The organism is Pseudodesulfovibrio nedwellii, assembly GCF_027923765.1.
GTDB classification, from domain to species: domain Bacteria; phylum Desulfobacterota; class Desulfovibrionia; order Desulfovibrionales; family Desulfovibrionaceae; genus Pseudodesulfovibrio; species Pseudodesulfovibrio nedwellii.
The window spans coordinates 3,082,625-3,108,289 of record NZ_AP026709.1; the positions used below are offsets into that span (position 1 = coordinate 3,082,625).

General features: G+C 49.0%; 27 protein-coding genes. 17 read left to right on the forward strand and 10 right to left on the reverse strand.

Annotation, left to right across the window (positions count from 1 at the left end; genetic code table 11):
* Positions 1 to 187 precede the first annotated feature (187 nt).
* The 9 genes from SYK_RS14380 (at position 188) to SYK_RS14420 (ending at position 7,354) form a co-directional block, all read left to right on the forward strand.
* On the forward strand, positions 188 to 973 hold the full coding sequence (locus SYK_RS14380; RefSeq protein ID WP_281760962.1) for a hypothetical protein: 786 nt from the start codon (positions 188 to 190) through the stop codon (positions 971 to 973).
* Positions 974 to 1,134: 161 nt separating this feature from the next.
* A protein-coding gene (locus SYK_RS14385) for an IS3 family transposase (RefSeq protein WP_281760963.1) occupies positions 1,135 to 2,300 on the forward strand; the annotation gives its coding sequence in 2 pieces (ribosomal slippage) (positions 1,135 to 1,410 and positions 1,413 to 2,300; 1,164 coding nt in all).
* A 90-nt stretch (positions 2,301 to 2,390) separates the two neighbouring features.
* Positions 2,391 to 3,374 carry an AAA family ATPase gene (locus tag SYK_RS14390; RefSeq protein ID WP_281760964.1) on the forward strand — a complete coding sequence of 328 codons (984 nt, stop codon included), beginning with the start codon at positions 2,391 to 2,393 and terminating at the stop codon, positions 3,372 to 3,374.
* Positions 3,375 to 3,376: 2 nt separating this feature from the next.
* The gene (locus tag SYK_RS14395) at positions 3,377 to 4,342 is read left to right on the forward strand and encodes a DUF3150 domain-containing protein (RefSeq protein ID WP_281760965.1); all 966 of its coding nucleotides are present in this window, start codon (positions 3,377 to 3,379) and stop codon (positions 4,340 to 4,342) included.
* Between the two features lie 7 nt (positions 4,343 to 4,349).
* The gene (locus tag SYK_RS14400; protein ID WP_281760966.1) at positions 4,350 to 5,939 is read left to right on the forward strand and encodes a cobaltochelatase CobT-related protein; all 1,590 of its coding nucleotides are present in this window, start codon (positions 4,350 to 4,352) and stop codon (positions 5,937 to 5,939) included.
* A gap of 23 nt (positions 5,940 to 5,962) precedes the next feature.
* A complete protein-coding gene (locus tag SYK_RS14405; protein ID WP_281760967.1) occupies positions 5,963 to 6,298 on the forward strand; it encodes a hypothetical protein in 336 nt (111 codons plus the stop codon).
* Positions 6,299 to 6,313: 15 nt separating this feature from the next.
* On the forward strand, positions 6,314 to 6,499 hold the full coding sequence (locus tag SYK_RS14410) for a hypothetical protein (protein ID WP_281760968.1): 186 nt from the start codon (positions 6,314 to 6,316) through the stop codon (positions 6,497 to 6,499).
* Positions 6,500 to 6,761: 262 nt separating this feature from the next.
* Entirely contained in the window at positions 6,762 to 7,097 is a 336-nt protein-coding gene (locus SYK_RS14415) for a hypothetical protein (protein WP_281760969.1), read from the forward strand.
* Positions 7,098 to 7,201: 104 nt separating this feature from the next.
* On the forward strand, positions 7,202 to 7,354 hold the full coding sequence (locus SYK_RS14420) for a hypothetical protein (protein ID WP_281760970.1): 153 nt from the start codon (positions 7,202 to 7,204) through the stop codon (positions 7,352 to 7,354).
* 11 nt (positions 7,355 to 7,365) lie between these two features.
* Here the strand turns inward: SYK_RS14420 and SYK_RS14425 are convergent, their stop codons facing one another.
* The 3 genes from SYK_RS14425 to SYK_RS14435 form a co-directional block, all read right to left on the reverse strand.
* Positions 7,366 to 7,818, reverse strand: a complete 453-nt coding sequence (locus SYK_RS14425) for a hypothetical protein (protein ID WP_281760971.1) — start codon at positions 7,816 to 7,818, stop codon at positions 7,366 to 7,368.
* Between the two features lie 597 nt (positions 7,819 to 8,415).
* Positions 8,416 to 9,645, reverse strand: a complete 1,230-nt coding sequence (locus SYK_RS14430) for a tyrosine-type recombinase/integrase (RefSeq protein ID WP_281760972.1) — start codon at positions 9,643 to 9,645, stop codon at positions 8,416 to 8,418.
* A gap of 300 nt (positions 9,646 to 9,945) precedes the next feature.
* Positions 9,946 to 10,713, reverse strand: coding sequence for a substrate-binding periplasmic protein (locus SYK_RS14435; protein WP_281760973.1), 768 nt, complete (start codon positions 10,711 to 10,713; stop codon positions 9,946 to 9,948).
* A gap of 517 nt (positions 10,714 to 11,230) precedes the next feature.
* On the opposite strand from SYK_RS14435, the gene SYK_RS14440 reads away from it, so the two are divergent.
* Positions 11,231 to 13,150: a methyl-accepting chemotaxis protein gene (locus SYK_RS14440; protein WP_281760974.1), complete on the forward strand. Its 1,920-nt coding sequence runs from the start codon at positions 11,231 to 11,233 to the stop codon at positions 13,148 to 13,150.
* 370 nt (positions 13,151 to 13,520) lie between these two features.
* Here SYK_RS14440 and SYK_RS14445 read toward each other — a convergent pair whose 3' ends face one another.
* Together SYK_RS14445 and SYK_RS14450 are read right to left on the reverse strand one after the other, a co-directional pair.
* Positions 13,521 to 13,778, reverse strand: a complete 258-nt coding sequence (locus SYK_RS14445; RefSeq protein WP_281760975.1) for a hypothetical protein — start codon at positions 13,776 to 13,778, stop codon at positions 13,521 to 13,523.
* Positions 13,779 to 13,787: 9 nt separating this feature from the next.
* Positions 13,788 to 14,456 (reverse strand): YkgJ family cysteine cluster protein, encoded by a 669-nt coding sequence (locus SYK_RS14450; protein ID WP_281760976.1) that lies wholly within the window; start codon positions 14,454 to 14,456, stop codon positions 13,788 to 13,790.
* A gap of 378 nt (positions 14,457 to 14,834) precedes the next feature.
* Here SYK_RS14450 and dsrA point away from each other — a divergent pair, with 378 nt between their 5' ends.
* The 7 genes from dsrA (at position 14,835) to SYK_RS14485 (ending at position 21,287) form a co-directional block, all read left to right on the forward strand.
* Positions 14,835 to 16,154, forward strand: a complete 1,320-nt coding sequence (gene dsrA / locus SYK_RS14455; protein WP_281760977.1) for a dissimilatory-type sulfite reductase subunit alpha — start codon at positions 14,835 to 14,837, stop codon at positions 16,152 to 16,154.
* Positions 16,155 to 16,172: 18 nt separating this feature from the next.
* Positions 16,173 to 17,318: a dissimilatory-type sulfite reductase subunit beta gene (gene dsrB / locus SYK_RS14460; protein WP_281760978.1), complete on the forward strand. Its 1,146-nt coding sequence runs from the start codon at positions 16,173 to 16,175 to the stop codon at positions 17,316 to 17,318.
* 68 nt (positions 17,319 to 17,386) lie between these two features.
* Positions 17,387 to 17,635, forward strand: a complete 249-nt coding sequence (locus SYK_RS14465; RefSeq protein WP_281760979.1) for a dissimilatory sulfite reductase D family protein — start codon at positions 17,387 to 17,389, stop codon at positions 17,633 to 17,635.
* An 86-nt stretch (positions 17,636 to 17,721) separates the two neighbouring features.
* Positions 17,722 to 19,116: a cobyrinic acid a,c-diamide synthase CobB gene (locus SYK_RS14470; RefSeq protein WP_281760980.1), complete on the forward strand. Its 1,395-nt coding sequence runs from the start codon at positions 17,722 to 17,724 to the stop codon at positions 19,114 to 19,116.
* Between the two features lie 78 nt (positions 19,117 to 19,194).
* The gene (locus SYK_RS14475) at positions 19,195 to 20,325 is read left to right on the forward strand and encodes a DegT/DnrJ/EryC1/StrS family aminotransferase (RefSeq protein WP_281760981.1); all 1,131 of its coding nucleotides are present in this window, start codon (positions 19,195 to 19,197) and stop codon (positions 20,323 to 20,325) included.
* A 6-nt stretch (positions 20,326 to 20,331) separates the two neighbouring features.
* Entirely contained in the window at positions 20,332 to 20,682 is a 351-nt protein-coding gene (locus tag SYK_RS14480) for a hypothetical protein (RefSeq protein ID WP_281760982.1), read from the forward strand.
* A 107-nt stretch (positions 20,683 to 20,789) separates the two neighbouring features.
* Positions 20,790 to 21,287, forward strand: coding sequence for a peptidylprolyl isomerase (locus tag SYK_RS14485; RefSeq protein WP_281760983.1), 498 nt, complete (start codon positions 20,790 to 20,792; stop codon positions 21,285 to 21,287).
* 107 nt (positions 21,288 to 21,394) lie between these two features.
* Here SYK_RS14485 and SYK_RS14490 read toward each other — a convergent pair whose 3' ends face one another.
* The 5 genes from SYK_RS14490 to SYK_RS14510 form a co-directional block, all read right to left on the reverse strand.
* Entirely contained in the window at positions 21,395 to 22,009 is a 615-nt protein-coding gene (locus SYK_RS14490) for a hypothetical protein (RefSeq protein ID WP_281760984.1), read from the reverse strand.
* 142 nt (positions 22,010 to 22,151) lie between these two features.
* A complete protein-coding gene (locus tag SYK_RS14495; RefSeq protein WP_281760985.1) occupies positions 22,152 to 22,889 on the reverse strand; it encodes an ABC transporter ATP-binding protein in 738 nt (245 codons plus the stop codon).
* Positions 22,886 to 23,653, reverse strand: a complete 768-nt coding sequence (locus SYK_RS14500) for an ABC transporter ATP-binding protein (RefSeq protein ID WP_281760986.1) — start codon at positions 23,651 to 23,653, stop codon at positions 22,886 to 22,888. Before SYK_RS14500 ends, SYK_RS14495 begins: the two co-directional genes overlap by 4 nt.
* A gap of 9 nt (positions 23,654 to 23,662) precedes the next feature.
* Positions 23,663 to 24,733, reverse strand: coding sequence for a branched-chain amino acid ABC transporter permease (locus tag SYK_RS14505; protein WP_281760987.1), 1,071 nt, complete (start codon positions 24,731 to 24,733; stop codon positions 23,663 to 23,665).
* Positions 24,734 to 24,748: 15 nt separating this feature from the next.
* On the reverse strand, positions 24,749 to 25,660 hold the full coding sequence (locus SYK_RS14510; RefSeq protein ID WP_281760988.1) for a branched-chain amino acid ABC transporter permease: 912 nt from the start codon (positions 25,658 to 25,660) through the stop codon (positions 24,749 to 24,751).
* Between the last annotated feature and the right edge of the window lie 5 nt (positions 25,661 to 25,665).

A 25,665-nucleotide genomic window follows, 5' to 3' on the forward strand; every position in this document is an offset into this window, starting at 1 on the left:
AATGGGATGGACCTATTATACGGGCTCTTTACAGCTCAATGACACCCTGCCATCAATGGCTAAAATGAACTCCGAGCAACAAAAGAGTGCTTGTTGAGGGAATGTGCAGAGGTCTCACACTATTATAAGTCAGATCGGAATCAGTGTCAGCTCCAAGTATGATTAATAATTTTAAGGGATAGTTAATATGGTTAAAAGATATCTAGTTCTTGGCTCCTGTCGAGTTGTAAATACAATCGCATATGGAGTTGGTGATAAGATCATTTTGAATAAAAAGGATCTGTGGTTTACCCACTATATTCAGGAGCATATCCAAAAAATTAAGCATTTGTTTGGGCATAGCTCAATTCCTAGCGAGCATAAGGAGTTGTTTGTACGCTATGAACAGCAGAACCACTATGGCGCCCACTCAACTCTAAGAGTAGGGGATTCCGTTAATAGTGGCACAGTGGGACTTAATAATAGTTGCCATTTCGGAACGCTTAATGTTGTCGTAGAGCTTCCCACTATTCGTTATATTAAAGTTCCTGTCGAGGGTAGGATTTTATGGGGACATATGACCAATCTTGACCTCATTAGAAATTCTCCATTCAACCACGTGGGTGGATATTCTACTGACGAAGAGTTTCTAGAATTACTGAATGAGTTTGAGCAAGTTGTTATAGACTCAATTCTATCCTCTGCAGTAGGTGAGGCTGTTAATTTTATCTATGTACCTCACAATCCTTTCATCGAACTGAAAGAGGGCGGTTGGGGCATATCTGATCAACGTGTCCATATCTCTGATTTGATTCGTTGCCATTGTGCAAAAAACGTTCGAGTAACCAGGATTCCTGTAACACGGTGCATGCTATATATCAGAAATATGATTGAGGAAAATGGTGGAGTTGAGAGCATGTTGAAAGATCAGAATCACTACTCTCTTCAAGGCAGAAAAGTCGCATTCAAGTATCTGGATGCACTGGCTCAATAAATGGTTCATCCGGTTAAAGCGTACTTGGATTCATGAATGCCCATGATTCTGAGCTTGAAAAACTCTTTATCCCGATAACCATATGCCTGTCTTTAGAAGTGGATCTAAGAAACTGGACCACAGTTTAAGGTGGACGTAAGATGCCTAAAGGAGGCTTTCCAATGTCCAATAAAAGAAGAAGATTTACTGCTGAATTTAAAGCCCGTGTCGCTCTCGACGCCCTGTCTGGCGAACACACTCTTTCCGAGTTAGCCAGCAAGTATGGCGTCCACACGAATCAGATATCCCAGTGGAAGAAGCAGGCCAAAGATCAGATCGTTGCTGGCTTTTCCGGCAAAGCCAAGAAGAACCAACACAATGACGAAGCGCATATCAAAGAGCTTCATGCCAAAATCGGCCAACTTCTGATCGAGAAGGATTTTTTGCAACAAGCCTTCGCCAAAATCTGAGCTGCGAGCGAAGGCGTGAAGTCGTCGACAAAGAGCATCCAAAGCTCAGCGTTCGTCGACAGTGCAGAATTTTCAAGCTGCAACGCTCAACATACTACTATCAGCCAATCGGCGAGTCTCCGTACAACTTGGAGCTGATGAAACGTATCGACGAGTTGTTCATGGAATTGCCATTTTTCGGCTCTCGACAAATGCGCAACATCCTGCGGGATGAAGGGCATTGGGTTGGCCGTGGTCGAGTCAGACGGCTTATGCGTAAAATGGGATTGATGGCAATCTACCAAAAGCCACAGACGAGTCAGCCGCATCCGCAGCACAAGACGTATCCATATTTGTTACGCAACATGAAAATCACAAAGCCGAATCAAGTTTGGTGTACCGACATAACGTACATCCCGATGAAGCGAGGCTTCTTGTATCTCGTGGCAATCATGGATTGGCATAGCCGTGCAGTCTTGTCGTGGCGTTTATCGAATACGATGGACGCTGACTTTTGTGTTGCAGCCTTGGAGGACGCGATTAACCGTTATGGCGTCCCTGAAATCTTCAACACGGACCAGGGGAGTCAGTTTACCAGTTATGAATTCACAAAGACTCTGAGGGATGCAGGTATCCGTATCTCAATGGATGGCCGGGGGCGTTGGATGGACAACGTTATGATCGAACGACTTTGGAAATCTTTGAAGTACGAATGTGTATATTTGCGGGAATTGGAGACAGGAAGTGATCTGCGGAGTGCTTTGGCCTGGTGGTTTAACTTCTACAACAACCGGCGTCCTCATAAGACCTTTGACGGACGCAAGCCGATGGAGATATATCAAGCGAGCCCCATCCCAGAGGGGGTACCCCCTCTGGGATGGCCCCGCCAAGCAGCGTAGCCAGTTAAACTGTCCACCTTAAAAACGCTGCTCAGTGGTCCAACAAAGTGAACCCACTTCTGGTTTTTTTGTTTTCAAAGGAGAAAAACCATGAGTGAAATCATCAAGGAACTGAAAAAACTGCAACCTGCGGAACTTGATGCAGGTGAAATCTTTAGCGGCAGGAAATCGAAACGGACTGTGCGTGGCTTCGAAGCCCCCTCCTCGTTCACCCCGGAATCTAACCCGGAATACCTGTTCCACGATTCGAGCCGTGACGCGGTTGTCTGGTTCATGGATTCGTCTGACCCGTTGTACGTCTTTGGACCTGCAGGATCGGGAAAGACCAGCCTCATCAAACAGCTCGCGGCCAAACTTAATTATCCGGTGTTCGATGTTACTGGACATGGGCGGCTGGAGTTCCCGGACATGGTCGGTCATCTGACCGTGGAAGATTCCAATATGTCATTCCAATACGGCCCGCTGGCATTGGCCATGAAGTTCGGTGGACTCTTCCTGCTCAACGAAATTGATCTGCTTGATCCTGCGACTGCTGCTGGCCTGAATGGTGTTCTGGACGGTGATCCGTTGTGCATCCCCGAGAATGGCGGCGAAGTCATCAAGCCTCATCCTTTGTTTCGATTTGCGGCAACGGCCAACACCAATGGTGGGGCAGACGAAACCGGCTTGTATCAGGGAACTCTTCGGCAGAACCTCGCTTTTATGGACCGTTTCTGGCTGTGCGAGGTCGGCTATCCAAGTCCCAAGGACGAACGGAAGTTGCTACATAGAAAAGCCGGAAAACTTCCCAAAGAGATCCGTACTAAGATGGTGGAATTTGCCAATGAGGTCCGCAAGCTCTTCATGGGCGAAGCTGACGGCAACTACCGCGACACCATTGAAGTAACCTTTTCCACTCGTACCCTCATTCGTTGGGCAGATTTGACTGTCCGATTTCAACCACTTGCAAGGCAGGGCATTCAGCCCGTGGCCTATGCGCTTGATCGTGCGCTTGGATACCGGGCTAGCCCGGAGACTCGGACTGTGCTGCATGAGTTGGCGCAGCGCATCTTCCCACAAGAAAACAAGGAGTAATCATGAATACCCATACTGACATTACTGTGCTTGACCATTTGATGGCCCTGAATCTGGATGTAAATATTTGGACTGCCCGCAAGAAGTTGACGCCTTCTGATTTTGGAGGCGCTGAATTGCCACCTGAAGAACTTGCTTCGCTTGGTAGTAAGAAAATCTGCAACCCGCAGGAGTTGCGTATCTTCGGAACCTTGAAGGCTCGTGCTGTAAATCTGCTCGATAGGACCGGCGTTCGTTTCATTGGCGGCTGGGCTATTCCTGAAGATCAGGCAGATGACATCGTGACTGAACTGATCTCAATTCGCGACGATTTTCTGAATGCGAAAGAACAGTTTCTCAACCGCTACGATGAAGCCGTGCGAGATTGGATTACACAGCACCCCGGATGGGAGCGCTTGATAGGAAGTTCCACTGTCAGTGCGGATTACGTGCGCAGTCGCATTGGTTTTAAATGGCAGTTGTTCAAACTTCTGCCGCCGACAGAAGACGCCGTGCATCAAGGTTTGCAGGAGGAAATCAATGACCTTGGTGGCACTCTTTTCGGTGAGGTCGCCAAAGCTGCAACCGATACCTGGCATCGTTGCTTCGAGGGCAAGGATCAGGTGACGCACAAGGCTTTGTCTCCTTTACGCTCCCTTCACAAAAAGTTGAGCGGCCTGAGTTTTGTTGAGCCTCGCGTTGTGCCGGTGGTGGATCTGCTGGAGACGGCTTTCAATCGCATGCCTGCCCGTGGTTACATCCATGGCAGCGCATTGATCATGCTTCAGGGCGTGGTTTCGTTGCTTCGCGATCCGGCGACGCTCGTTGCTCATGGACAAAAGATTCTTGATGGCAACGACACCAACGACATCTTGGCCGGTCTGGTCGCGGACACAATTCCGCTTTTGTCGGCGGAAGAGCCCGTTGTCACTGAGTTTGTCCCAGAGCCGGTACCTCAGCATCAAATCGACAGCCACGGTTTGTGGTGAGGTTGGCATGACAAATAATCTTATCATGAAATCACTGCCAATGGTGGCAAGCGTACTTGGGCAAAAGTACGGGGTGAAAATCGAGATTGGAGGAACCGGAGCATATACGGATGGCAATACTATTCATCTGCCTGCGCTTCCTCTGGATTGTGACGAAACACTCATCGGGCTAGCGCGTGGATATGCGGATCATGAATCGGCGCATATCCGCGAAACACGGTTTGATTGGCTTGTGCTGGCAAATCTCACTCCGCTTGAAAAGTACGTCTGGAATACGTTTGAGGATTGGCGCGTTGAGCACCGGCTGGCGCGGTTGTTCCCCGGATGCAGACAGAACTTCAACTGGCTCATTCAGCATCTCTTCGGCAAAGAAACCGAGCAGACTACTGATCCGGCCATGGCTATCCTGAACTGGCTATTGCTTTCAGTTCGTGCGTGGGATGTTTCGTCGTTGGGCGATCAGCGTGACCGCGTCGGTAATCTTGTCGAGGTTCATTACCCCGGCCTGATTGCACGTCTGAATTGGATCCTGCAAAAAGTGCATGCGTACTGTGATTCGACTCAGGAATGCATTCTGTATGCACGAGAAGTCGCTGCTATCCTCAATAATATGGCAAAAGCAAAAATGGATAATAACGGTCCGAAAAAGCTGGGAATAAAACCGGAAAGAACGATTAAAAACGATGCCCCTGATGAGTTGCCCTCGTCCTGTCATATTCGTGATTTGAAGTGGTTGGTCAATGCGTCGGAGGATGATCTTCCATTGGATATGGGGGAGGCTCTGGCGGATCGTTTGCGCAAGGAAACTCCCGAGGATTTGAATGACTCTTTACGAGTGGCTCAACTTGGCTCCAAGACGACCAAACCGATTCAACCGGAGGATGCAACTGCAACAAAACGAGCATCAACGGCCTTGCGGACACAACTCCAAGGGCTGCTACAAGCATCAGTGCTGACGCGAAGCAAAGTTGGTCGCCATGGTCGGCTCGATGCGCGGCAGCTTCATCGATTGTCGGTCGCTGATTCTCGTGTCTTCAAGCGAGATGGACAAAAAGCGGGCATAAATACCGCCGTCCATATTCTGTTGGATTGCTCTGGCTCGATGCGGAGACGAATCAAGCTGACAACGCAGGCCTGTCATGCAGTGGCCACGGCTTTGGATTCCATCGACGGCATCAACGTAGGTGTGACGGCCTTTCCGGCAGGAACACCCACAGATGGTGGGAATGACAATCCCACAGGAGCGACTGTTTGCCCGATCCTGGCTCATGGCGAACGGATGCATACGGATTTTGCAGTACAAGCGACTGGCTGTACGCCTTTGGGCGAATCTCTCTGGTGGGTATTGCAGAAAATACATTCATTGTCCGAGTCTCGAAAGATCGTTCTGATTCTAACGGACGGGGACCCGGATTCCTTTAACGTCGCATTTGAAGCCATCGAAGACGGCAGACGATTCGGCGTCGAAATATACGGCCTGGGTATCATGTCCGAGGCCATCACCAAACTGCTTCCACATCACAGTCGCACCATCAACGATCTGTTCGAATTGGCTCCTGCCATGTTCGATATGCTTCGCGGTGCGCTCGTCGAATAAGCACAAATCATCACGAGGAAAATATGGACAATGAGATCCCCAAATGCCCGAACTGCGACAGCTCGGATTGCGTCGTATTGGTCAATACTGCCCAAAAAGTCGGCACTGCAGTCGGCGGAACCGTTGGCGCTGCTGCCGGATACGCTGGAGCATCCACGGGCGCAGCGACAGGCGCGGCCATTGGTTCTGTTGTGCCAGGAATAGGGACAGCAGTCGGTGCGGTCAGCGGAGGTTTGGCCGGACTATTAGCCGGTTTCTTTACCGGCGCAACAGTGGGCAACAAGGTCGGCGAGCAAGTCGATCGTCACATCATCTGCGAGTACCGCTGCAATCGGTGCGGCATTGAATTCGAAGCCTAAATCAAGGAGACAATCATGAAGGATTTCTGGACATTCATCGGTGGCGTCGCTGTCGGCATCTTGGCCGTGACTGGTGTGTATGCTTTTGAAGAAGAGACTACTCGATTCGTAGAGCATGACGAAAATGAGGCGGAAAAATTGGAAGATGAAATTGAAGAGGATACGGATGACGAAGGAGAGTTGATCGTGGGAGCCTCATAGAAGAGAGAGCCGCTGGCGGGTGCTGGCGGCTCTTGTTTATCTTCTTGTCTTTATTTTGTTGATTTAGTTTTTTTGATATGAGGAATATGGTTTATTCCCATTTTGTTTTAATTAAACGACGATAGTGAGGGAGGCTATGGCTAAAAGAAAAGCTGCCCACCAAATGCCATCTGCTTGGTACATGCTGGATCTTCGAGAACCGCATTTGTTTTGCGGTGAGCTATTGTATTCTTACAATCCACAAAGATAACGAGGGCGTGCCGTGTCCGAGTTGCTTTCATTTCTATCCCTTAAGATTTCAGGAAAGCTTGCTTGCACAAGTAGTACGAAGGCCGAGGCTGGTATTGATGTCGTAATTGATTTGAAGTTGGAAGAAAGGCCGAATGAATTACCAATTTCCGGTTTCGTCGAGAAAAGTAATGAATGCCTTTCGTTTTATGTCTGGTTGCCGGATAAGATTTTTAATCACATCCATATGACGTTTGTCTCATCTAAGCCGGAGGTGCTTCGGATATTCGGTACTGAGCTTTATTATTGTCAGGGAGATATTTCTGGCATCGACCTGCTTCATCGGTACGATGAAGACGATATCTTTTAAGGTTGCCGTTCGCTGTCACTCCTCGTCAAGGTCACCCTATGGCAGTGTCTCCTTGTTAACGCCAAGGCGCATGGTGCATCAGGCAAAAACAAGGAAATACAATTATGACCAAAAAAAATAGAAATAAGATCAGCCCCTCAAACAATTCTGTTAATATGCCAAATGCCAACAAAGGCACCTCGGGAACCAATCGGCAGTATGATCAAAATCAAGGAAATCGGGGCAAGCAGATGAATCCTAACCCCGGCGGGAAGTAATTTTTAATTGATTATGATGAGGCGAGGAGTTCTTTGTTGCTCTTCGCCTTACTCCATTTTGCACAGCTTTTGCTGTGGAATTCTTGCCACTTCGATTGTTCTTGAAAGATGGACACAAGATCTTTTTCCTCTTCGAAAAATGTGGGGGTGTGGTTGTCTCTAAGTTCTTGCAGTAGTGATTGAAGGAAGCGTGCAACTCCGTATGAGACCATGGGGCCATCATCGCCTCCAAAAAAGGTGTCGCTTATGGAGCGTATGTTTTCCCAATTTGGAGGGATTTTTCCAGACAGCCGTCGGTGGATCTGGCGTTTTTGACTGTCTATGTTCTTCTCCCTGCCCGGTATAGTTAAAGGGGGGATCACCTCGGCGAACTGAGCTATGCTTGGTGTTTTTAGCTTTTCCATTATGACTTCGAACAATTCCCTCATTGGTTCAATGAGTTTGCACTCCTTGTAATGGGCCATTATTTTGCTTCCAGAGTTTCGAGCCAGAAGGGACAAGGTCGGATTTGATAAGGGATGTTTCTAGCGCCGCTAGAATGAACAGGTTTGTCCGTAGCAGTACTTTATCGCCTTGAATATGGACGGTTTTTCCTTTCTTGCTGCTTCGCTTAGCTTTTCGGATTTGAAAACATGTTTCTATAAATGATTCTGGCATAACTGTTTCGGGAAGTCCGCTGAGCTTGAATTGCTGAATCCATCTTGAATCGCCTCGTTGTTTAGCTGCAGCGGCTTTGAAAGGAGTGATTTCAATTTGAACGATGAACTCAGTCGAGTAATCAAAAGAAGGAGGGTAGTGTTTTTTTCATGCCTTTTTTGAATCCTGCGATTGCGTTCTTCCATGGTTGCGGCGATTGAAAATTCAAGTAATGGCGGAGTTCTTTTTTGCTGAATGAGCTCCCTGAACTTAGGTCGGAAATGATGGTCTCAATTATTTTTTTGAAGGGGATACTCCCTTTTTGAGGTCCTTTCGTGTTCTGCCTGGGACAGATGGAAGCATGCCGGCCAAGAGTGATTTGTATTTGCCAGGGCAAAGCATCTTGGCGAGTACGTCTGGTGTAATTAAGAGCATGATTTATTGGCCGCTTTCTTGAAAGGAATAACTTTTCCACCCGACTTGGTTGCCAATGCCTTCTCCAGCGAATCAACGGCAGCTCGTTTCGATTCATCCAGTGCGTGAGTGTAGCGCTGGAGCATGGCAAGGGTAGACCAGCCGAAGTGCGATTGGATGGTTCTGATGTCTACACCGGCAGCGAGCATCATGGATGCAGATGTGTGGCGGAGGCTATGGAAGCAGATCCACTCTCGTTTGTCTGTTCGCCCTTCATTAAGCTTGAGATCTTTGATGGCTTGGCGGAATCCCCATGGGGCTTCACGCCATTTTTCTCCTTTTGAGTTGGTAAAGACCAATTCGTCCGCATTTCCTTGAGGAGTGGCTTTGAGTATATGATGCAGTGGACTAGCAATAGGTAAAACGCGGGGCTTGCCGGTCTTCGTATGCAGAAGAGTTATTGATTTGGTGTCTTCTTCTAGATCGATTGCGCTCCAGGTGAGGCCTGTTAGTTCGCCAAGTCTTGCCCCCGTGTAGAGGGCTGCCACGGTGAGTGAGTAAGCCTTTTCGTCAAGGTCCTTGACCGTATCTAGAAGCTTTTGAGCCTCTTTGGGTTTCAGAAATCGGGTGCGTTGGTTGTTTATCTTGCCAATCTCAATCGCACGAGTAGGGCTGTCGGTCTCGACGACGTTTCTTTTGCGGGCATGATTCCAAACGAGCCGGAAGACTGCCAGGACGTGTTGCGCTGTCCTGGGTGCACGGCCCTTGTCCAGGATGGCAAGTTTGATTTGCTCAATGTCGTCTGGAGTGATGGAATGCATCGGTTTCCCGCTCAGTTGAGGGGAAATCCAGTCTCGAAGATGCTGCTTCTCGCACCGAATTGACGATTCTTTTTTGCGAGTACGCGCTTCCGGGAGGTATCGGTTGTTGAAGTAGTCTTCAAACGAGGTCTCCTTGCTTTTTTCGGCAAGGACAGCGGCGCGGGATTGTTGCTCTTCATCCTTGAGGCTTGTGGGGCCAATCCCATTCTTGGCGTTCTCAAGATAGAATTGCCTTTTAAGGTAGGTATCTTTCTCAGACCAGCCTTCAGTCTCCCAACCAAGGAAACCTTCGAATTGTATGCCTTGGAACATAAACCGGTAGCCGAACTTGCGGTCAAAACGGATCCCGTGCTTGCGCGTCGGGTGTTGTTGCCACCTGATTCCGGTAAATTTTTTTGAGTTGAACCATTTTTTACTCACTTTAGCCTCCTGGAGTGACCACAAATTAACCACAAAATGACCACAAAATCACCACAAAATTTCGTGGTAAATGAGGTGCGCTCCAGTGAACTCTAGTGAAGGGCGGAGTGCTTAACCGTTTGAAAATAATATTGAAAAATGATCTTTAGTGCGTTCTAGTGAATCCTTAAATAGGGATTCAAAATCCGCCGGCGGTAACGCTGTGGGGGTTCGAGTCCCCCCCTTGGTACCATAGGTAAAATGAGGCTTTTGTAATCACATTTTGATTGCAAAAGCCTTTTTTTTGCGTCGATCGATGTGTTAGGGCGCTTGCGGGAAGTATTTTTTTTGGAGTTTGGAGTGGGCTTTTGACTTTTTGAACGCAATCAGTGTCTTGGAGAAGTTCTTGACGAATTCTTTTGTGGTATTTTTGCGGCTGAAGATGATGTATAGGCCGTCGCGTTTGACGGTAATGGTTTGATCGGGAGTAATGTTTTTGTATTTGAGCGTGGCTGCAAGGTGGAGGCCGTTGCTATATTCCGCGACAGTCGCGTCGATTCTGCCCGCGCTGAGTTTCTTGAAGTTGGCCTTGTCGGAGTTGACGTTTTCTACGATACAGTTGGTTTTGATGAAGTCCCAGAATTCTTTAGTGTAGCTATAGCCCGACACAACTCCTATTGTTTTTCCTTTTAAACTCTCCAGAGAGTGAATTTCTTCACCTCTTCTTGTCCATATCACCCAGGACGATTCAAAAAGTACTTCACTGGGGTAATACGCGAATGTTTGTCTGTCAGAGGTAAGGTTTGCTGAGAAGAGCCCTTCTGCGTCGCCGTGTTTGATCATCTCCATGGCCCGTCGCCATGGGAATGCACGGATGTTATCAGTAGGAACGCCCATTTGGGTATATATGGCTTGCACCATCTCTACAGAAAAGCCGGAAATGCCGGTTGCTGTTTCAATTTGGTATGGAGGCCAAATGTCGCAAACCAGTTTGAATGGTTGTTGAGCCTCTGCATTGGTAAACAGGAGCAAGGCTGTTAATAATGCCAAGCCCAATGATGCGGTTGGTTTGTTTTTTATTTTTCTCATTCGTTTGAATCCTTCCTGTTTATAGCATCTGGAAATGCTTATCGCAATTATACTGTCATAATACTATCTGTCCCGTTCCAATTTTTAGTTTTCCATTCCTGTACGAGTGGTTAAAATTTATTTTCATAAAATATTTTGCTTTTTGCGAACAGTAACTACGGCTGCTTTTGGGGCGTCTTTTTTAGTGTTTCTTTTTGAACGAGAGAGGTCTCAGTTCAGAACTTTGCAGAAAGGAGCTCGAGAATGGGGTTTTGTCGTGAGTTAGAAAAAATGTAGTTTCAAGATTCTTTTTGAGTGGAAATCATGTTGGCTCTTTCTTTTGAAGGAGTATGCGTATCTATCTGCTATTGTGGGGATAAGAGCGAAGGGGGCTCATGACATCTTTGAGGGTAAGCCCCATGTGGTTTTGAAGAAAAGGCGTGTTTTTTTCCATGAGATTAATCTAACCATCTAAAAATATAATAGATTGCGAACTATGTTTTTTATAAAGAGGTGGGTATCAAGTGGAGGATTACAAATGAAACTCAGTAAGATTGGTATTGGGCAAAGGTTGATTGCCATTTTGGCTGTACTGATGGTCATTCTGGTTACTTTTTTTCTTGTAAACGTTAATTTGGGGACAAAGGAAATGACTTTGTCCATTGTTGAAAAGACTTTGAGTCAGAATGCACGTAGTTCAACTGACTTGGTCGATACTTGGCTTGCCGACCAGATGTTGTTTTTAGGGCTTGCTTCAACAAATCCAATGGTGGTTGCTGCTGCAGATGGAGGCGATTGGGGCCCGGCTACGGAGTGGCTGAAGAGTGCCAAGAACAATGATCCGATGCTGGAGTCGCTTTTTGTACATGATGCAGAAGGCAACAGCGTGGTGACAACAAATACGGGCGGTCGAGGGAAGAATTATAGAAGCCGTGGATATTACAAGGCGATCATAGGAAGTGGAGAGGATTCTTTTATTTCGGAATTGAGCCTTTCCCCTGTGAGCAAAAAACCCCGTATAGCCTTGGTTAAGGCCGTGAAAAAAGATGGCAGGACCATTGGGTATGTTGGCATGTCTGTTTTGGCTGAAGGATTTGCCAAGCATTTGCTGTCTATCAAGGTCGGTGAAAGCGGTTACTGTTTTCTTTATGATACAGCCGGACGGATTTTGGCGCACCCGGATAAAGATTTGATTTTTAAAGATTTGAGTAAATATGATTTTATTCAGGCCGGAATCCGCAAGAAAGACGGGTTTATTGAGTACGAGTGGCAAGGTGCTGTTAAGTATATGGCGTTTGGTGAGGTTAAAAAGACTGGCTGGATTGTTGCCCTTTCCGGTACACGTGCTGATTTCTTAATCGAAGCCGATGCCATGCAGATGCAGCTTTTGATTGTGGGGGTGGTCTCTTTAGTAGTCATCCTTCTTTTGACTTTCTTTATAACGCGTCGGCTTGTGACTCAACCGCTTGCAGTGATCGTGGAAAAATCCGAAGCGGTGAGTCGTGGTGATTTGTCTGTCGATCTTTCTGGTAAATTCAGTGGCGAACTTGCTCGTTTGCGGGATGCCTTTAGTTCCATGGTCGAGAATCTGCACGAAGTGGTTGGTAATATTCATTCGGGCAGTGAAAATGTTGCTTCTGGATCAGAAGAGTTGACCGCAACGGCTGAGACCTTGGCTCAAGGGGCCAACACTCAGGCAACCGGCGTTGAACGGCTGTCGAGTTCCGTTGAACAGATGAGTTCAAGTATTAATAACAACGCTACCAACGCTCAAGAAACAGAGTCGCTGGCTCAACAGGCTGCCAAGGATGCTCAGGCTGGTGGTGAAGCCGTTGCTCAAGCTGTCGCAGCAATGAGTGATATCGCCGAAAAGATTTCGATTATTGAAGAAATTGCTCGGCAGACCAATCTGTTGGCCTTGAATGCGGCCATTGAAGCGGCGCGTGCTGGTGAACACGGTAAGGGGTTTGCGGTTGTTGCTGCTGAAGTTCGCAAGTTGGCTGAACGGTCCGGTGTTGCCGCGAGTGAAATTAGTGAATTGTCATCTTCAAGCATGGATGTTGCTGATACTGCTGGCAAGATGCTTGAAAAGCTCGTCCCTGATATTCAAAAGACAGCCGAATTGATTCAGGAAATATCTGCGGCTACGTCAGAGCAAAATACTGGAGCTGGTGAAATTAGTACTGCCATTCAGGATTTGGATCAGGTGGTTCAGCAGAATGCTGCTGCGTCGGAGGAGACGTCTTCTACTGCTGAAGAATTATCGAGTCAGGCAATGCAGCTTCAGCAGATCGTAAGTTACTTCCAGCTGAAGGATAATCCGATCTCTTCAGGGCGGAGTCATGTTACCGCGTATGAGCAAAAACCGTCCTTGGGGAGTGCCCCTGCGGCACCGTCTACACCCTCGGCCATGCTTGAGGCTGGAGTGGAAACCGATGAAGGATTTGAACGATTCTGATTCCGTTTAAGACAAGGGATGTCGGTCGGGTGAATAAGTCTGGCCTGACCTTCCGTCTCAGAGAGTGAAATGAGGCCTCAGTCAACTGACTGGGGTCTTTTCTATGGGCCTAAAAAAAATGAAAGGCTCCATGGCGGTGTTTGGAGCCTTTCGGGGGAGTTCCCGACGGGGAACGTCGGGAAAACAATTTGAAAATCAGGTCCTGTATAAAGCACATATCTGGACGGTTATGACAATAGGGAATGTTCCCGTTGTGGACAGAGTCGTTGGGAGAATATCCCGTTTGAAGAGTCGAAAAAAAAGCAGCCGTCCAGCTTTGTGGGCTGGGCGGCTGCTGAAAATCAATTTGGTATATCGAGAAATGGCCGGATCAGCCCTCTTGAAGCAATTTTTTTGCGATGTCCATGTCATATAATGCCAAGGGGTTACGGTCTGTGCCGCGTTCTCTGAACATGGCGGCAGCCTGTTCGATTGCGGAGTAGGGCATCCATTTATGTTTCTCCCAAATGATGGGTTCCTTGGGGTTATAGAGTCTGAACTCGATATCGTCATTATTGGCGCGTACGTACATGCGTACTTCGGAATGCTGGAGCGAAGGTGTATAGTAATGGCCGCGTTCGTCTTTCATAGATATCTCCTAACCGTTGAAACCGAAACGGATAGTTCCGCCCGCTTCGTATGTCTTTATATTCATGCCTGCGAGTAGGATGCGCAGGGGTCTGCCAAAGAAGAAGTCGTTCATTTCCGATGCCATGCCGGTTTTTTCCGGGACCAAATGTCGTAATTCCATATCGAAGACAACCATTTCCTTGAGGGATTTGCCAGCTTCGTGGTCGCCTTCTCGAGCCGCTTTTCCCAATTGTTCCATCTCGGCGGGGGCACATCTTTTATCATGTTCAGCCATGAGCTCCAGCAGGGGGTGCCCTTCGGGCATCAGGTCTACGCGGGTCAATCTGTCTATGGTATACATGGCTCGGAGTGGTTCGATGTCCTTGCAGAAGAGTACCTCACATTCGATGGGGCGCGCCCCATAGATGCCACAGGTATTGCCTTCCGGGCTGAAATGAATGCAGGTCCACGTGCCGTCGCGTCCCTTGAGCTTGAGCATCTCGGCATCAAGGGGAGCCACTTTTTGCTTGGGTTGATCGTATACCCACTCGCCTGGCCTGAGTGCGACTATTTCGGACAGGGCGATGGTTCCGTCCTGGATCAACGGGAGATCGGCCTTATGAAGTGCCGGGCCGCCATTTCTACAGCAGTCACCGCACCGTCGGCAGCCTGTTTCGTTTGTGTTTGATTTTTGCAAGTTTGTGTTGCTCCTAATATCCTTTTACGGTATCGGTTGTGGCGGTCCATAACCTGTGCCATGGGACCGATACTCCGGCTTGGCCTCAATGGCAAGCTCGAGGGATGAATCTAAACATGAGTACAGGCTGTCCGTTGGGTCCGCAGATTAAGGATTGGCAATGATTACTTGGATATTTCGGTTGACATAAAACCGGTGTGTTCAGTACATTGTCAGCCCTGCATACCTTGTGAATATAGGTGCAAAAGCCAATATTCAAGGTACTTGCGTTACGTAGGAAAGGCGCTTTGGCTTCAGGTGATCTCCATCACTGCTTGCCGGCCTGAGCGCAATAATGGTTGATGGCAACATCTTAATCAAACAATGGAGGTTAAGGGAATGGCGAAACACAAAACTCCTCTGTTGGATCAGCTGGAAAGCGGCCCGTGGCCCAGCTTCGTATCCGACATCAAACAGGAGGCTGCATCTCGAGCCAAGAACGAGAAGGGTCTTGACTACCAGATCCCCGTCGACTGTCCCGATGATTTGCTGGGCGTGCTCGAAATGTCCTACACCGATGGTGAAACTCACTGGAAGCACGGCGGTATCGTCGGCGTTTTCGGTTATGGCGGCGGCGTTATTGGCCGTTACTGTGACCAGCCTGAGATGTTCCCCGGCGTAGCTCACTTCCACACCGTTCGTGTGGCTCAGCCCAACGGTAAATGGTACAGCACCAAGTTGCTGGGCGACTTGATGGACATTTGGGAACTTCGTGGTTCCGGTCTCACCAACATGCATGGCGCCACCGGCGACATCGTGTTCTTGGGTACCACCACTCCGCAGTTGGAAGAAATTTTCTTCGAGCTGACCCACAATCTGGACATCGACCTCGGCGGTTCCGGTTCCAACTTGCGTACCCCTGCTGCTTGTATGGGTATGTCCCGTTGTGAGTATGCATGTTACGATTCTCAGGAACTGTGCTACCACCTGACCATGGAATACCAGGATGAACTTCATCGTCCGGCATTCCCTTACAAGTTCAAGTTCAAGTTCGATGCGTGCCCCAACGGTTGCGTTGCTGCTATCGCTCGTTCTGACCTGTCCTTCATCGGTACTTGGAAAGACGACATCAAGGTCGACCAAGAAGCCGTTGCAGCGTACGTTGGCGGAGAATTCCCCCCGAATGCTGGCGCCCACGCTGGTAAAGACTGGGGCGCATTTGACATCCAGAAAGAAGTTGTCGATCTGTGTCCGTCCAAGTGCATGTCCTACGAAGGTGGCAAGCTGGCCATCGACAACAAGGAATGCGTCCGTTGCATGCATTGCATCAACACCATGCCTCGTGCATTGAAAGTCGGTGACGAACGTGGTTGCTCCATCCTTTGTGGTGCAAAAGCCCCGATCCTCGACGGTCCCCAGATGGGTTCCCTGCTCGTGCCTTTCATGGAAGTCAACAAAGACGATGACTACCAGTCTATCAAAGATCTCATCGAAAACGTTTGGGATTGGTGGATGGAAGAAGGCAAGAACCGTGAGCGCATTGGTGAAACCATGAAACGTCTCGGCATGGCCACATTGGTCAAGGCTGCTGGCGTTCCTGTTGACGCCCGTCAGGTTCAGGAACCTCGCCACAACCCCTACATCTTCTGGAAAGCAGAAGACGTTGAAGGTGGTTGGGATCGCGATATCAACGATTTCCGTAAGCGTCACCAGCGCTAAAAAGAGGAGTGAAATAATATGGCTTTTATTTCTTCCGGGTACAATCCCGACAAACCGATGGAAGGTCGGATCTCCGACATTGGCCCTCGTCACTTCGGCGAGTACCTGCCCCCGGTTATCAAAGAAAACTTTGGTAAATGGGACTACCATGAGATCCTTGAGTCCGGCATCTTGCTGCACGTAGCTCAGGGCGGTGCTAAGACTTACACCGTCCGTGCTGCTACTGCTCGTTTGATGACCGTTACCCATATCCGTGAAATCTGTGAAATCGCTGACAAGTTCTGTGGTGGTTTCGTTCGTTTCACTACTCGTAACAACCTCGAATTCCAGGTTGAGACCGAAGAAGCAGCCAAAGAACTGAAGGCCTTCTTGAACGACCAAAAGTTCGACGGTGGTTCCATGAAGTTCCCGGTCGGCGGAACTGGCGCTGGTGTGACCAATATTGTTCACACTCAGGGTTGGGTCCATTGCCACACCCCGGCAACTGACGCTTCCGGTACCGTTAAGGCTACCATGGACGTCGTCTTTGATGACTTCACTGACATGAAGTTGCCTGCTCCGGTGCGCATCTCCATGGCTTGCTGCCTGAACATGTGCGGCGCTGTTCATTGCTCCGATATCGCGATTCTCGGTATTCACCGTAAACCGCCTATTATCGATCACGAGTACTTGGACAACTTGTGCGAAATTCCTTTGGCCGTTGCAGCCTGCCCCACCGGTGCAGTCCGCCCGTCCAAGGTTGAAGTTGATGGCAAGACCTTCAAGACGGTTGCTATTAAAGAAGAACGCTGCATGTTCTGCGGTAACTGCTACACCATGTGCCCCTCCCTTCCGCTGTCTGACGGCGAAGGTGACGGTATCGCACTGATGGTCGGTGGTAAGATCTCCAACCGTATCACGAAACCCGCCTTCTCCAAGGTCGTGGTTCCGTTCATCCCCAACGAGCCGCCTCGCTGGCCTACGCTGACCAAGACAATCAAGAGAATTCTTGATACTTACGCAGCTGAAGCCAACAAGTACGAGCGTCTGGGTGACTGGGCCAATCGTATCGGTTGGGAACGTTTCTTCGAGAAATGTGACCTGCCCTTCACTGAGCATCTGATCGATGACTTCCGTGATCCGGCATACTACACTTGGCGTCAGACCACTCAGTTCAAGTGGTAGGATAAATACCATCGGGGTACGGTCTTATGGACCGTACCCCGTTCTTTTCAAATAACAAGGAGTCCATCATGGCACTCGACGTTGAAGCCGCAAAAGCTGAAATTCTTGCTTTCTGCGAATCGAAGTCCAAGAACAAGTCCAAGTTCTACTTTAATGACTTCACCAAGCTTTTCCCGGATGAGAAAGCCCGTGCAGTCAAGAAAATTCTGACCGCTTTAATTCAGGAAGAAAAATTGGTGTTCTGGTCCTCCGGGTCCACCACCATGTACGGTATGGCCGGTGCAGGCAAACAGGCCGCTTCCGAGGGCGAAGACTAGACTCTAGCCGAGTTCGGTAATTGAGGCCTTGCCCGTATCTTTATGATGCAGGGCAAGGCTTTTCTTGATTGTGAGTTGAACCTGCTATGGCGCAAAGTAACATTTCTCGTATAGTTCTGGCCGGTTTATCCGGCGGCACAGGGAAGACTATTGTCTCTCTGGCTTTGGCTCGTGCTTTTAAAAGAGCCGGAAAACGGGTGGCTCCCTTTAAAAAGGGGCCGGACTACATTGATGCTCAGTGGCTTAGTCTGGCCGCGGGGCGTCCTTGTTCGAATCTTGATCCCTTTTTTCATTCAACAGAAATGATCCGTTCTTTATTCTTTCATAAATCATGCGGCTCTGAAATTAGTTTAGTGGAAGGGAACCGCGGACTCTTTGATGGTATGGACGAGCACGGTTCCTGTTCGACTGCGGAATTGGCACGCATGCTTGATGCGCCTGTTATTCTTGCGATTGATTGTACCAAAATGACGCGTACTGTGGCGGCGATAGTTCAAGGCTGCACACACTTCGAGCCGGGGTTGAACCTTGCTGGCGTGATTCTCAACCGAACTGCCGGAGAACGTCATCGTTCGGTGTTGCGAAAATCCATTGAGACTCATACAGATATTCCAGTCTTGGGGATGTTACCAAAAATTTCTTCCAATCCTATTCCTGAGCGGCACATGGGACTCGTTTCCGATCAGGAATATGACGTCCCTGCGCAGGAGGCTCTTGATGCGCTGGCTGATATGGCCGAAGATCTGCTCGATATTGACACCATAGTTGATATCGCTACAAACGCACCTGATTTCGGCTCGGATCCTGGTCCTATTTATCAAAGTGAATCCGTGAAGAAAAAGGTTCGCATTGGTTACGTCCAAGATGCTTCCCTTTGGTTTTATTACCCGGAGAATCTCGAAGCTTTGGAACATGCAGGTGCAGAATTGGTTCGGTTGAGCATCCTTTCCGACGAACCGTGGCCCACTATTGACGGTTTGTACCTCGGCGGTGGTTTTCCTGAGGTTTTTGCCGAACGTATAGCGGATAACACCACTATTCTTGCTCATATAAACAACCTGTCTGAAAGTGGAATGCCCATTTATGCCGAATGTGGTGGATTCATGGTGCTGTGCGATTCGCTAGAGGTTAATGGTGCTTCCCATCCGATGGCTGGAGTCTTTCCCGTTGGAACGTCTTTTTGCCCCAGGCCGCAAGGCTTGGGCTACACTGAAGCAGAAGCCGTTGAAGATAATCCCTTTTTCTCGACCGGAACATGTGTCCAAGGTCATGAATTTCACTATTCGTTGTGTGTTTCAGACGGGTCTTCAACTTTGCGACCTGCTTTGAAAATGTTGCGGGGGCAGGGGGGAGGCGTTGGGTATGACGGTTTTCTGCATAAAAAAACCCTTGCCGGGTATAATCATATCCATGCCCTTGCAGTGCCTGATTGGGCCATCCGATTTGTTGCCGCAGCCAGCGAATATCGTTCCAAGTCTTAACGCGTAAATTTCTTGTCTCCGAGTCGCTTTTCATGAGAAAGTGCGGCTGAACCTATCAAGACAACAAGTGAGTAATAAATGAGTATTCCTTTTATCGACTTGAAATCACAGTATAAAGAAATTGAGACCGCCGTAAAGAAAGGTATAGATGGTGTTCTGGAACATGGTGCATATATCATGGGGCCGGAAATCGCTGATTTGGAGGCTCGTTTGTCGAGCTTCAGTTCTGTTCGTTTCGGAGTCGGATGCGCTTCAGGTACCGACGCTTTGGTCATGGCTCTCATGGCTCTGGAAATTGGGCCGGGTGATGCTGTTTTCACAACGCCATTTACATTCATGGCCACTGCAGAGTCCATTGCTCTTCTCGGCGCGACTCCGGTGTTTGTGGATGTCGATCCTGTGACATACAATATTGATCCTGAAGATCTTCGTCGCAAGATTGCTGACGTCAAGGACAATCGTACTGATCTGACTCCTCGCGGAGTTATTTCCGTGGATCTCTTTGGGCAGCCTGCAGACTATGATCTCATCGAACCGTTGGCGCACAACAGCGGCTTGTTTCTTATTGTAGACGCGGCCCAGTCTTTTGGCGCGACTTACAAGGGCAAGCCAGTTTGTTCGTTGGGTGATGTTGCCTGCACTTCCTTCTTCCCGGCCAAGCCGCTTGGTTGCTATGGTGACGGTGGAATGGTGTTTGCGCATAATGAGGAGCTGTATAAGTTGCTTCAATCCATTCGTGTTCATGGCATGGGTGAAGACAAGTATGAAAACGTTCGTTTGGGAATCAATGGCCGTCTTGATGCCATGCAGGCAGCCGTGTTGCTTGCCAAGTTCGAAATTTTCCCCGGCGAAATTGTCAAACGTCAACAGGTTGCAGATCGGTATGAGGAACTTTTGTCCTCTGTGCCTGGTTTGACAACGCCCGCCGTTGCAGAAGGGAATACCTCTGTCTGGGCACAATATTCTGTATTGGCTAAAAATTCAGAGCATCGCACCGAACTTATGGGTAAGCTTGGTGCAGCCTCCATTCCTACAGCTATTTACTATCCGAAACCGCTGCATCTTCAGAAGGCTTTTGCCAATCTGGGATATCAGGAAGGGGATTTCCCTGTCTGCGAGGAAATCGGTAATCGTATCTTTGCTCTGCCCATGCATCCGTATCTCAAGGCAGAAGATCAGGCGACCATAGCCGAGACGCTCAAGGGATAAGGATTTATGGCTTTCGGAAATTCATCAAACTTGGTGCGAGTCTTCAAGCCCATTGCGGCTGGACTTGCGTTGGCCTTTTTGGCTACCGCCATGGTGGATAAACCCGCTCCGGTGCATTTCCAGCCCGAGAATCCGTATGCCGCAAAGCAAGCGGAAATACTTGAGCCACAGGCCGAATTGGTTATTGAAAAGAATATTATGAAACTCGGTTCTCTCCTGTCTGTCACGGCTGTAGGTTCCGTGACGCAGGAGGGGCTGCCCGTATTTAGTAGCCCGGTTGTGTCAGATGAAATTGAAGTTTTGTCCGAGTCAAACTCTCTGCCGAATACGGTGCCTTCGGAATCACAACAACCCTGACTATAATCGGCACTTGCCGACAATTTGCCAGCCGTGCATCCCTCTGATACACGGTGGGACGCGAACGACATTACGCCGGGGAATTGCCGGCACAAAGGAGATACAAAATGATTAAAATGGAAACCAGCATGGGTGACATCGTCATCGAGCTTGATTTTGAAAAGGCCCCCAAGTCTGCTGCTAATTTTCAGCAGTACGTTGAAGAAGGCTTTTACGATGGTCTTATTTTTCACCGTGTTATCGGTAACTTTATGGTTCAGGGCGGCGGCATGGATGAAAACATGCAGGAAAAGGCAACCCGTGAGCCTATTGAAAACGAAGCCAACAATGGCGTGAAGAACGACTGTTACACATTAGCCATGGCGCGTACCATGGACCCCCATTCCGCTTCTTCTCAGTTCTTCGTTAACGTCAAGGACAACGGTTTTCTCAACTTCTCTTCCGAGACCCCTCAGGGTTGGGGCTATGCCGTTTTCGGTAAGGTTGTAGAAGGTACTGATATTGTAGACGAGATCAAGGGTGTGGCTACTGGCCGTAGCGGCTTCCACGACGATGTCCCGGTCGAGCCTGTTTTTATCAACAAAGCCACTGTGATCGAAGACTAATTGATTCTTCGCTGGAAATATCCGGCATACGAATATAAACGGCGTACCCTGTGAATACAGGGTACGCCGTTTTATTTGTACGGATAAAGTATTTGGCTGGAAGAGTCTTAGACAGTGAGGTTCAGTCCGGTGTACGAGTTCTGGCCCTGACCAAACATCAGCCCTCCACCGTCAAACCAGGATGTCGGATCTGAATTATCAGCAAACCACCATGACATGGATTTGAATTGAAGGTTTTGCATCATCTGACCTTGTGACAGCTTGGTGCTTGCTGTGTTGGTCAGTTTACCCAATTGAAGAATGGTATCGAATTCTTCAACTTTGTCTGGGTTGTCTTCGAAATATTTATCGATGATTTCTTTGTCTTCATGGCCCTTGGCAATGGTCACCTTGCCGGTAGCTGGGTCATAACTCAACGGAAGTTCTTTCGTGACATCCACGCCCAAAGCTTTGAGATCTGCAGTTACAGTGATATCCCATTTGGCTTCGAGCTTTGCACGATATTTATCGACATCGAGGAAAGAGAGTCTGTTGTCCGTTCCCTTGGGAATTTTGGATAAGTATGACTCAATGTCACTCGCCATGCCGTTTGTGCTTTCAGTTTTATCCTGCTCTTTATCCATTTGAGCGGCGCGTGTCTTTAATTGCTGCTCTTCATTCGCGGCTTGCAAAAGTGAATAGGCATCCATGTATCCATTTGATCCAACCGATTGAACTGCCATTGTGGTCCTCTTGCATTCAGGGTTCATGGGCAATTTTTGCCCTGTCGAAATCTAAAGCATAAGCTGTGCCATGACAGGGCCAAGGATACAAAAAAAGGACTGCCCATGAGGACAGTCCTTTGAAGTGTGCGCGAGCTTTGTGCTAGCCGCCGAGATAGGCTTTTTTGACCTCAGGATCTTCCCTGAGTTGATCGCAAGGCCCTTGTGCCACTATTTCGCCGGTGTCGATGACGTAGCCTCGGTGGGCGAATTTGAGAGCAAGGTTGGCATTCTGTTCAATCAACAGAATGGTCATGCCTTCTTTGTTTAGTTCTTTCAGGGTGCGGAACATGTCGTACATAAGCAGCGGGGCGAGTCCCATGGACGGTTCATCAAGCATGATGATTTTACAACCGGACATAAGAGCGCGGCCCACGGCCAACATCTGTTGTTCTCCACCGGACAGGGATTCTGAACGTTGTTTTTTGCGTTCATCCAGACGGGAGAAGAGTGAGTAGACTCGTTTGTAGTCCCGATCAATATCTGCCTGAGAATCTTTGCGGGCATAGGTTGCCAGCTTGAGGTTTTCCTCAACGGTCAGATTACCGAAGATGTGACGGCCTTCCGGGACCAAAGCAAGATGGAGGTCGCTGACAATCTTGTCAGGGGCCATACCCAGAATGGATTTGCCCTTGAACTTGATGTCGCCCTTGAAGATCTTGGGGGCTTCAGGCGGCGGCAGTTGTGCGATGGACATGAGTGTCGTTGATTTGCCTGCGCCGTTGGCTCCGATAAGCGTAACGATTTCGCCTTCGCCCACGGAGAAGTCGATGCCGTGAAGGGCCTCGATGTTACCGTATTTAACGTAGAGGTTTTCAACCTCGATGAGTGGAGTTGTCATATGTTGTCGTCTCCAAGATAGGCCTTGATGACGGCCGGGTTGCTCTGGATGTCTTCTGGTGTGCCTTCGGCGATGGTTGCACCGAAATCAATGACTTTGATCCATTGACATAGGGATGTCACGACCTTCATTTGATGTTCAATCATGAAGATAGTGATATCGAAGTTGTCGTGAATCCAGCGGACCAGTTTGATGAGGTCTTCCACGTCGGCGGAGTTCAGTCCAGCTGCAGGTTCATCCAGCAGCAGGAGCTTGGGCCGGATAGACATGGCGCGGGCAATCTCAACACGGCGTTGCAGGCCATACGGGAGGTTCTTGGGGAACTCGTAGGCCACGTCAGTCAGTGACATGGCGTCCAGCAGTTCTTTTGCAATCTCCAGAATGCGTGCTTCTCGCGCTCGATATTTAGGGCCTCTGATGATGGAGTCCCAGACCGAATAGCCCAACCGATAGTGCTGGGCTATGCGGATGTTATCAAGCACGGTCATATCGTGCCACAGTCGAATATTTTGAAAGGTTCGGGCAATGCCCATTGACGTAACCTGATGCGGCTTGAGGCCTGCGGTCGGGTTGCCGTCAAATATAATACTTCCTTCAGTAGGCTGGTAGAAACCAGAGATCAGGTTGAAGATGGTTGTCTTGCCTGCTCCGTTGGGGCCGATCAGCCCCATGAGTTCGCCGCCTTTCATTTCCACGCTGAATTCGGATACGGCCTGAAGGCCTCCGAAACGCTGGGTCATAGTGTCGATTTTGAGAAGTGACATGCCGATCCCCTACTTGAACGTGTAGAATTTTTTGAGTTTCGGGAATACGTCCGATAACTCCTTGTTACCCATGATGCCTTCGGGCCTGAACTGCATGATCAGGACGAGGAGCAAGGGAATCATGACCCATTTGATGACACCGGCTGACGGTTCCCATTCAGGGAAGACGAACGTTGCAGGAGCCAGCAGGAAGTCCATGAGGGACTGGGATCTGAGCACTTCCATCAGGAAGGTGAAGACCACGGCAGAAATGATTGCGCCCGAGAGCGATCCCATGCCGCCGAGGTAGACCATGACCATGGCCTCGGTGGATTTAAGGATGTTGAATGACTGCGGATTGACGTAACCGACGACGTGGGCGAACAGGCCGCCCGCACATCCGGCCAGACCCGCCGAGATCATGAAGTTGACCAGTTTTATTTTGTTGGTGTTCACGGACATGATTTCCGCTGCAGTTTCATCTTGGCAAATGGCATTGACGCCTTTGCCATATGTGGATGTGATAAACCGGCGGATGACCCAGATGGTAAAGACCATGAAGGTAATAACCCAGAAGAGCATCCATGGACCGTTTAACGTGTCTTTCATGGCCCAGACAGTGCTTTTCATCCCTTGGAAACCGCGAGAACCACCAACAAAGTCCATGTTTTCAATGGCCGAGATGACCATGTAGTTTACGGCGATGGTGATGATAGCCAGATAGTCGTCTCGAGTTTTGAATGCCGGGACTGCCACCAGAATACTGACAACAGAAGCAAAGGCACCACCCAAGAGTATGATAATCGGGAAAGCCAGAAAAGCCATATCCGGGGGAAGCAGCGGATCACCGAGAGTCTTGCCGAAAAATAGGACTGACAGGATTGATGCGACGTATGCCCCCACGCACATGAAGGCTGCGTGCCCACAGGTGAATTCACCCATGTTACCGTTTACCAAGTTCAGGCTAGTCGCCATGATTATGTTGATACCAACATACATGAATACGGCTTGGATGTAGTTGCTGATGACGCCGAACTGGGCCAGGGACAGCAGGAACAGGGCACTGACAACCATGACGAAGTTGAGAGAATATTTTTTCATATGTATTTCTTCCAACTAAATTTTGGTTGATTGCGGCATGCCGAACAAGCCTGTTGGTTTCATCCACAGGATGATCAACAGGATCGTAAAGGCGAACAGGTCGCGGTAGGTGGATGGGAACACGGTAACGACGCCGACCTCAATGAAGCCGAGCAGGAAGCCTCCGTAGAATGCGCCTCGGATGTCTCCGATACCGCCGACAACCGCTGCGATAAATGCTTTCCAACCGATGATCATACCCATAAATGGTTCAAGGACCGGATAGGACATGGCGAACAAAAGTCCGGCCAGACCTGCAAAAGAGGACCCAAGAACAAAGGTGAATACGATAATGGCGTCAATGGGAATGCCCATGAGTGGAATGGCAAATTTGTCGTAAGAGATGCCGCGCATGGCCATGCCGATTTTCGTTTTGGTGACGATAAAGTTTAGGAAAATGAAAACGGCGATTGCCGCTACGATGACGATGACTTTTAAGTTGGTGATGGTCACGCCGCCGAAGTGCCAGATTGATTTTTCAATCAGTTCGGGAAATTTGAGACGGCTGGCTCCGAGCACTGCCAGGTTGGAGTACTCAAGAATCAACCCGCACATGAGTGCGGTGATGACCACATAGAGTCGGTGTGCTCCTTTTCGACGCAAGGGGCGGTAGGCAACGCGTTCAAGCGTAACACCGACACAGGCGGTCAGGAACATGGTCAGCGGCACGGCGAGCATGAATGTCACGATGGGCGAAAGGCCAACTGTGGGACCGAGTAGGAATCCGGCCACGAAAAAAGCGATATACGCGCCAACCATGAAAATATCACCATGGGCGAAGTTGATCAGCCTGAGTACGCCGTACACGAGGGTGTAGCCCAATGCGATAAGGGCATAAAAGCTGCCCCACTGAAGCGCATTGAGTATGTTTTGAATAATAAAGTCCACGTTTA

What these genes read in the sequence shown, in the direction of transcription:
- SYK_RS14380 (WP_281760962.1), top strand. Translation starts at nt 188, where the DNA reads ATGGTTAAAAGATATCTAGTTCTTGGCTCCTGTCGAGTTGTAAATACA.
- SYK_RS14390 (WP_281760964.1), top strand. Translation starts at nt 2,391, where the DNA reads ATGAGTGAAATCATCAAGGAACTGAAAAAACTGCAACCTGCGGAACTT.
- SYK_RS14395 (WP_281760965.1), top strand. Translation starts at nt 3,377, where the DNA reads ATGAATACCCATACTGACATTACTGTGCTTGACCATTTGATGGCCCTG.
- SYK_RS14400 (WP_281760966.1), top strand. Translation starts at nt 4,350, where the DNA reads ATGACAAATAATCTTATCATGAAATCACTGCCAATGGTGGCAAGCGTA.
- SYK_RS14405 (WP_281760967.1), top strand. Translation starts at nt 5,963, where the DNA reads ATGGACAATGAGATCCCCAAATGCCCGAACTGCGACAGCTCGGATTGC.
- SYK_RS14410 (WP_281760968.1), top strand. Translation starts at nt 6,314, where the DNA reads ATGAAGGATTTCTGGACATTCATCGGTGGCGTCGCTGTCGGCATCTTG.
- SYK_RS14420 (WP_281760970.1), top strand. Translation starts at nt 7,202, where the DNA reads ATGACCAAAAAAAATAGAAATAAGATCAGCCCCTCAAACAATTCTGTT.
- SYK_RS14425 (WP_281760971.1), bottom strand. Translation starts at nt 7,818, where the DNA reads ATGGCCCATTACAAGGAGTGCAAACTCATTGAACCAATGAGGGAATTG.
- SYK_RS14435 (WP_281760973.1), bottom strand. Translation starts at nt 10,713, where the DNA reads ATGAGAAAAATAAAAAACAAACCAACCGCATCATTGGGCTTGGCATTA.
- SYK_RS14440 (WP_281760974.1), top strand. Translation starts at nt 11,231, where the DNA reads ATGAAACTCAGTAAGATTGGTATTGGGCAAAGGTTGATTGCCATTTTG.
- SYK_RS14445 (WP_281760975.1), bottom strand. Translation starts at nt 13,778, where the DNA reads ATGAAAGACGAACGCGGCCATTACTATACACCTTCGCTCCAGCATTCC.
- dsrA (WP_281760977.1), top strand. Translation starts at nt 14,835, where the DNA reads ATGGCGAAACACAAAACTCCTCTGTTGGATCAGCTGGAAAGCGGCCCG.
- dsrB (WP_281760978.1), top strand. Translation starts at nt 16,173, where the DNA reads ATGGCTTTTATTTCTTCCGGGTACAATCCCGACAAACCGATGGAAGGT.
- SYK_RS14465 (WP_281760979.1), top strand. Translation starts at nt 17,387, where the DNA reads ATGGCACTCGACGTTGAAGCCGCAAAAGCTGAAATTCTTGCTTTCTGC.
- SYK_RS14470 (WP_281760980.1), top strand. Translation starts at nt 17,722, where the DNA reads ATGGCGCAAAGTAACATTTCTCGTATAGTTCTGGCCGGTTTATCCGGC.
- SYK_RS14475 (WP_281760981.1), top strand. Translation starts at nt 19,195, where the DNA reads ATGAGTATTCCTTTTATCGACTTGAAATCACAGTATAAAGAAATTGAG.
- SYK_RS14480 (WP_281760982.1), top strand. Translation starts at nt 20,332, where the DNA reads ATGGCTTTCGGAAATTCATCAAACTTGGTGCGAGTCTTCAAGCCCATT.
- SYK_RS14485 (WP_281760983.1), top strand. Translation starts at nt 20,790, where the DNA reads ATGATTAAAATGGAAACCAGCATGGGTGACATCGTCATCGAGCTTGAT.
- SYK_RS14490 (WP_281760984.1), bottom strand. Translation starts at nt 22,009, where the DNA reads ATGGCAGTTCAATCGGTTGGATCAAATGGATACATGGATGCCTATTCA.
- SYK_RS14495 (WP_281760985.1), bottom strand. Translation starts at nt 22,889, where the DNA reads ATGACAACTCCACTCATCGAGGTTGAAAACCTCTACGTTAAATACGGT.
- SYK_RS14500 (WP_281760986.1), bottom strand. Translation starts at nt 23,653, where the DNA reads ATGTCACTTCTCAAAATCGACACTATGACCCAGCGTTTCGGAGGCCTT.
- SYK_RS14505 (WP_281760987.1), bottom strand. Translation starts at nt 24,733, where the DNA reads ATGAAAAAATATTCTCTCAACTTCGTCATGGTTGTCAGTGCCCTGTTC.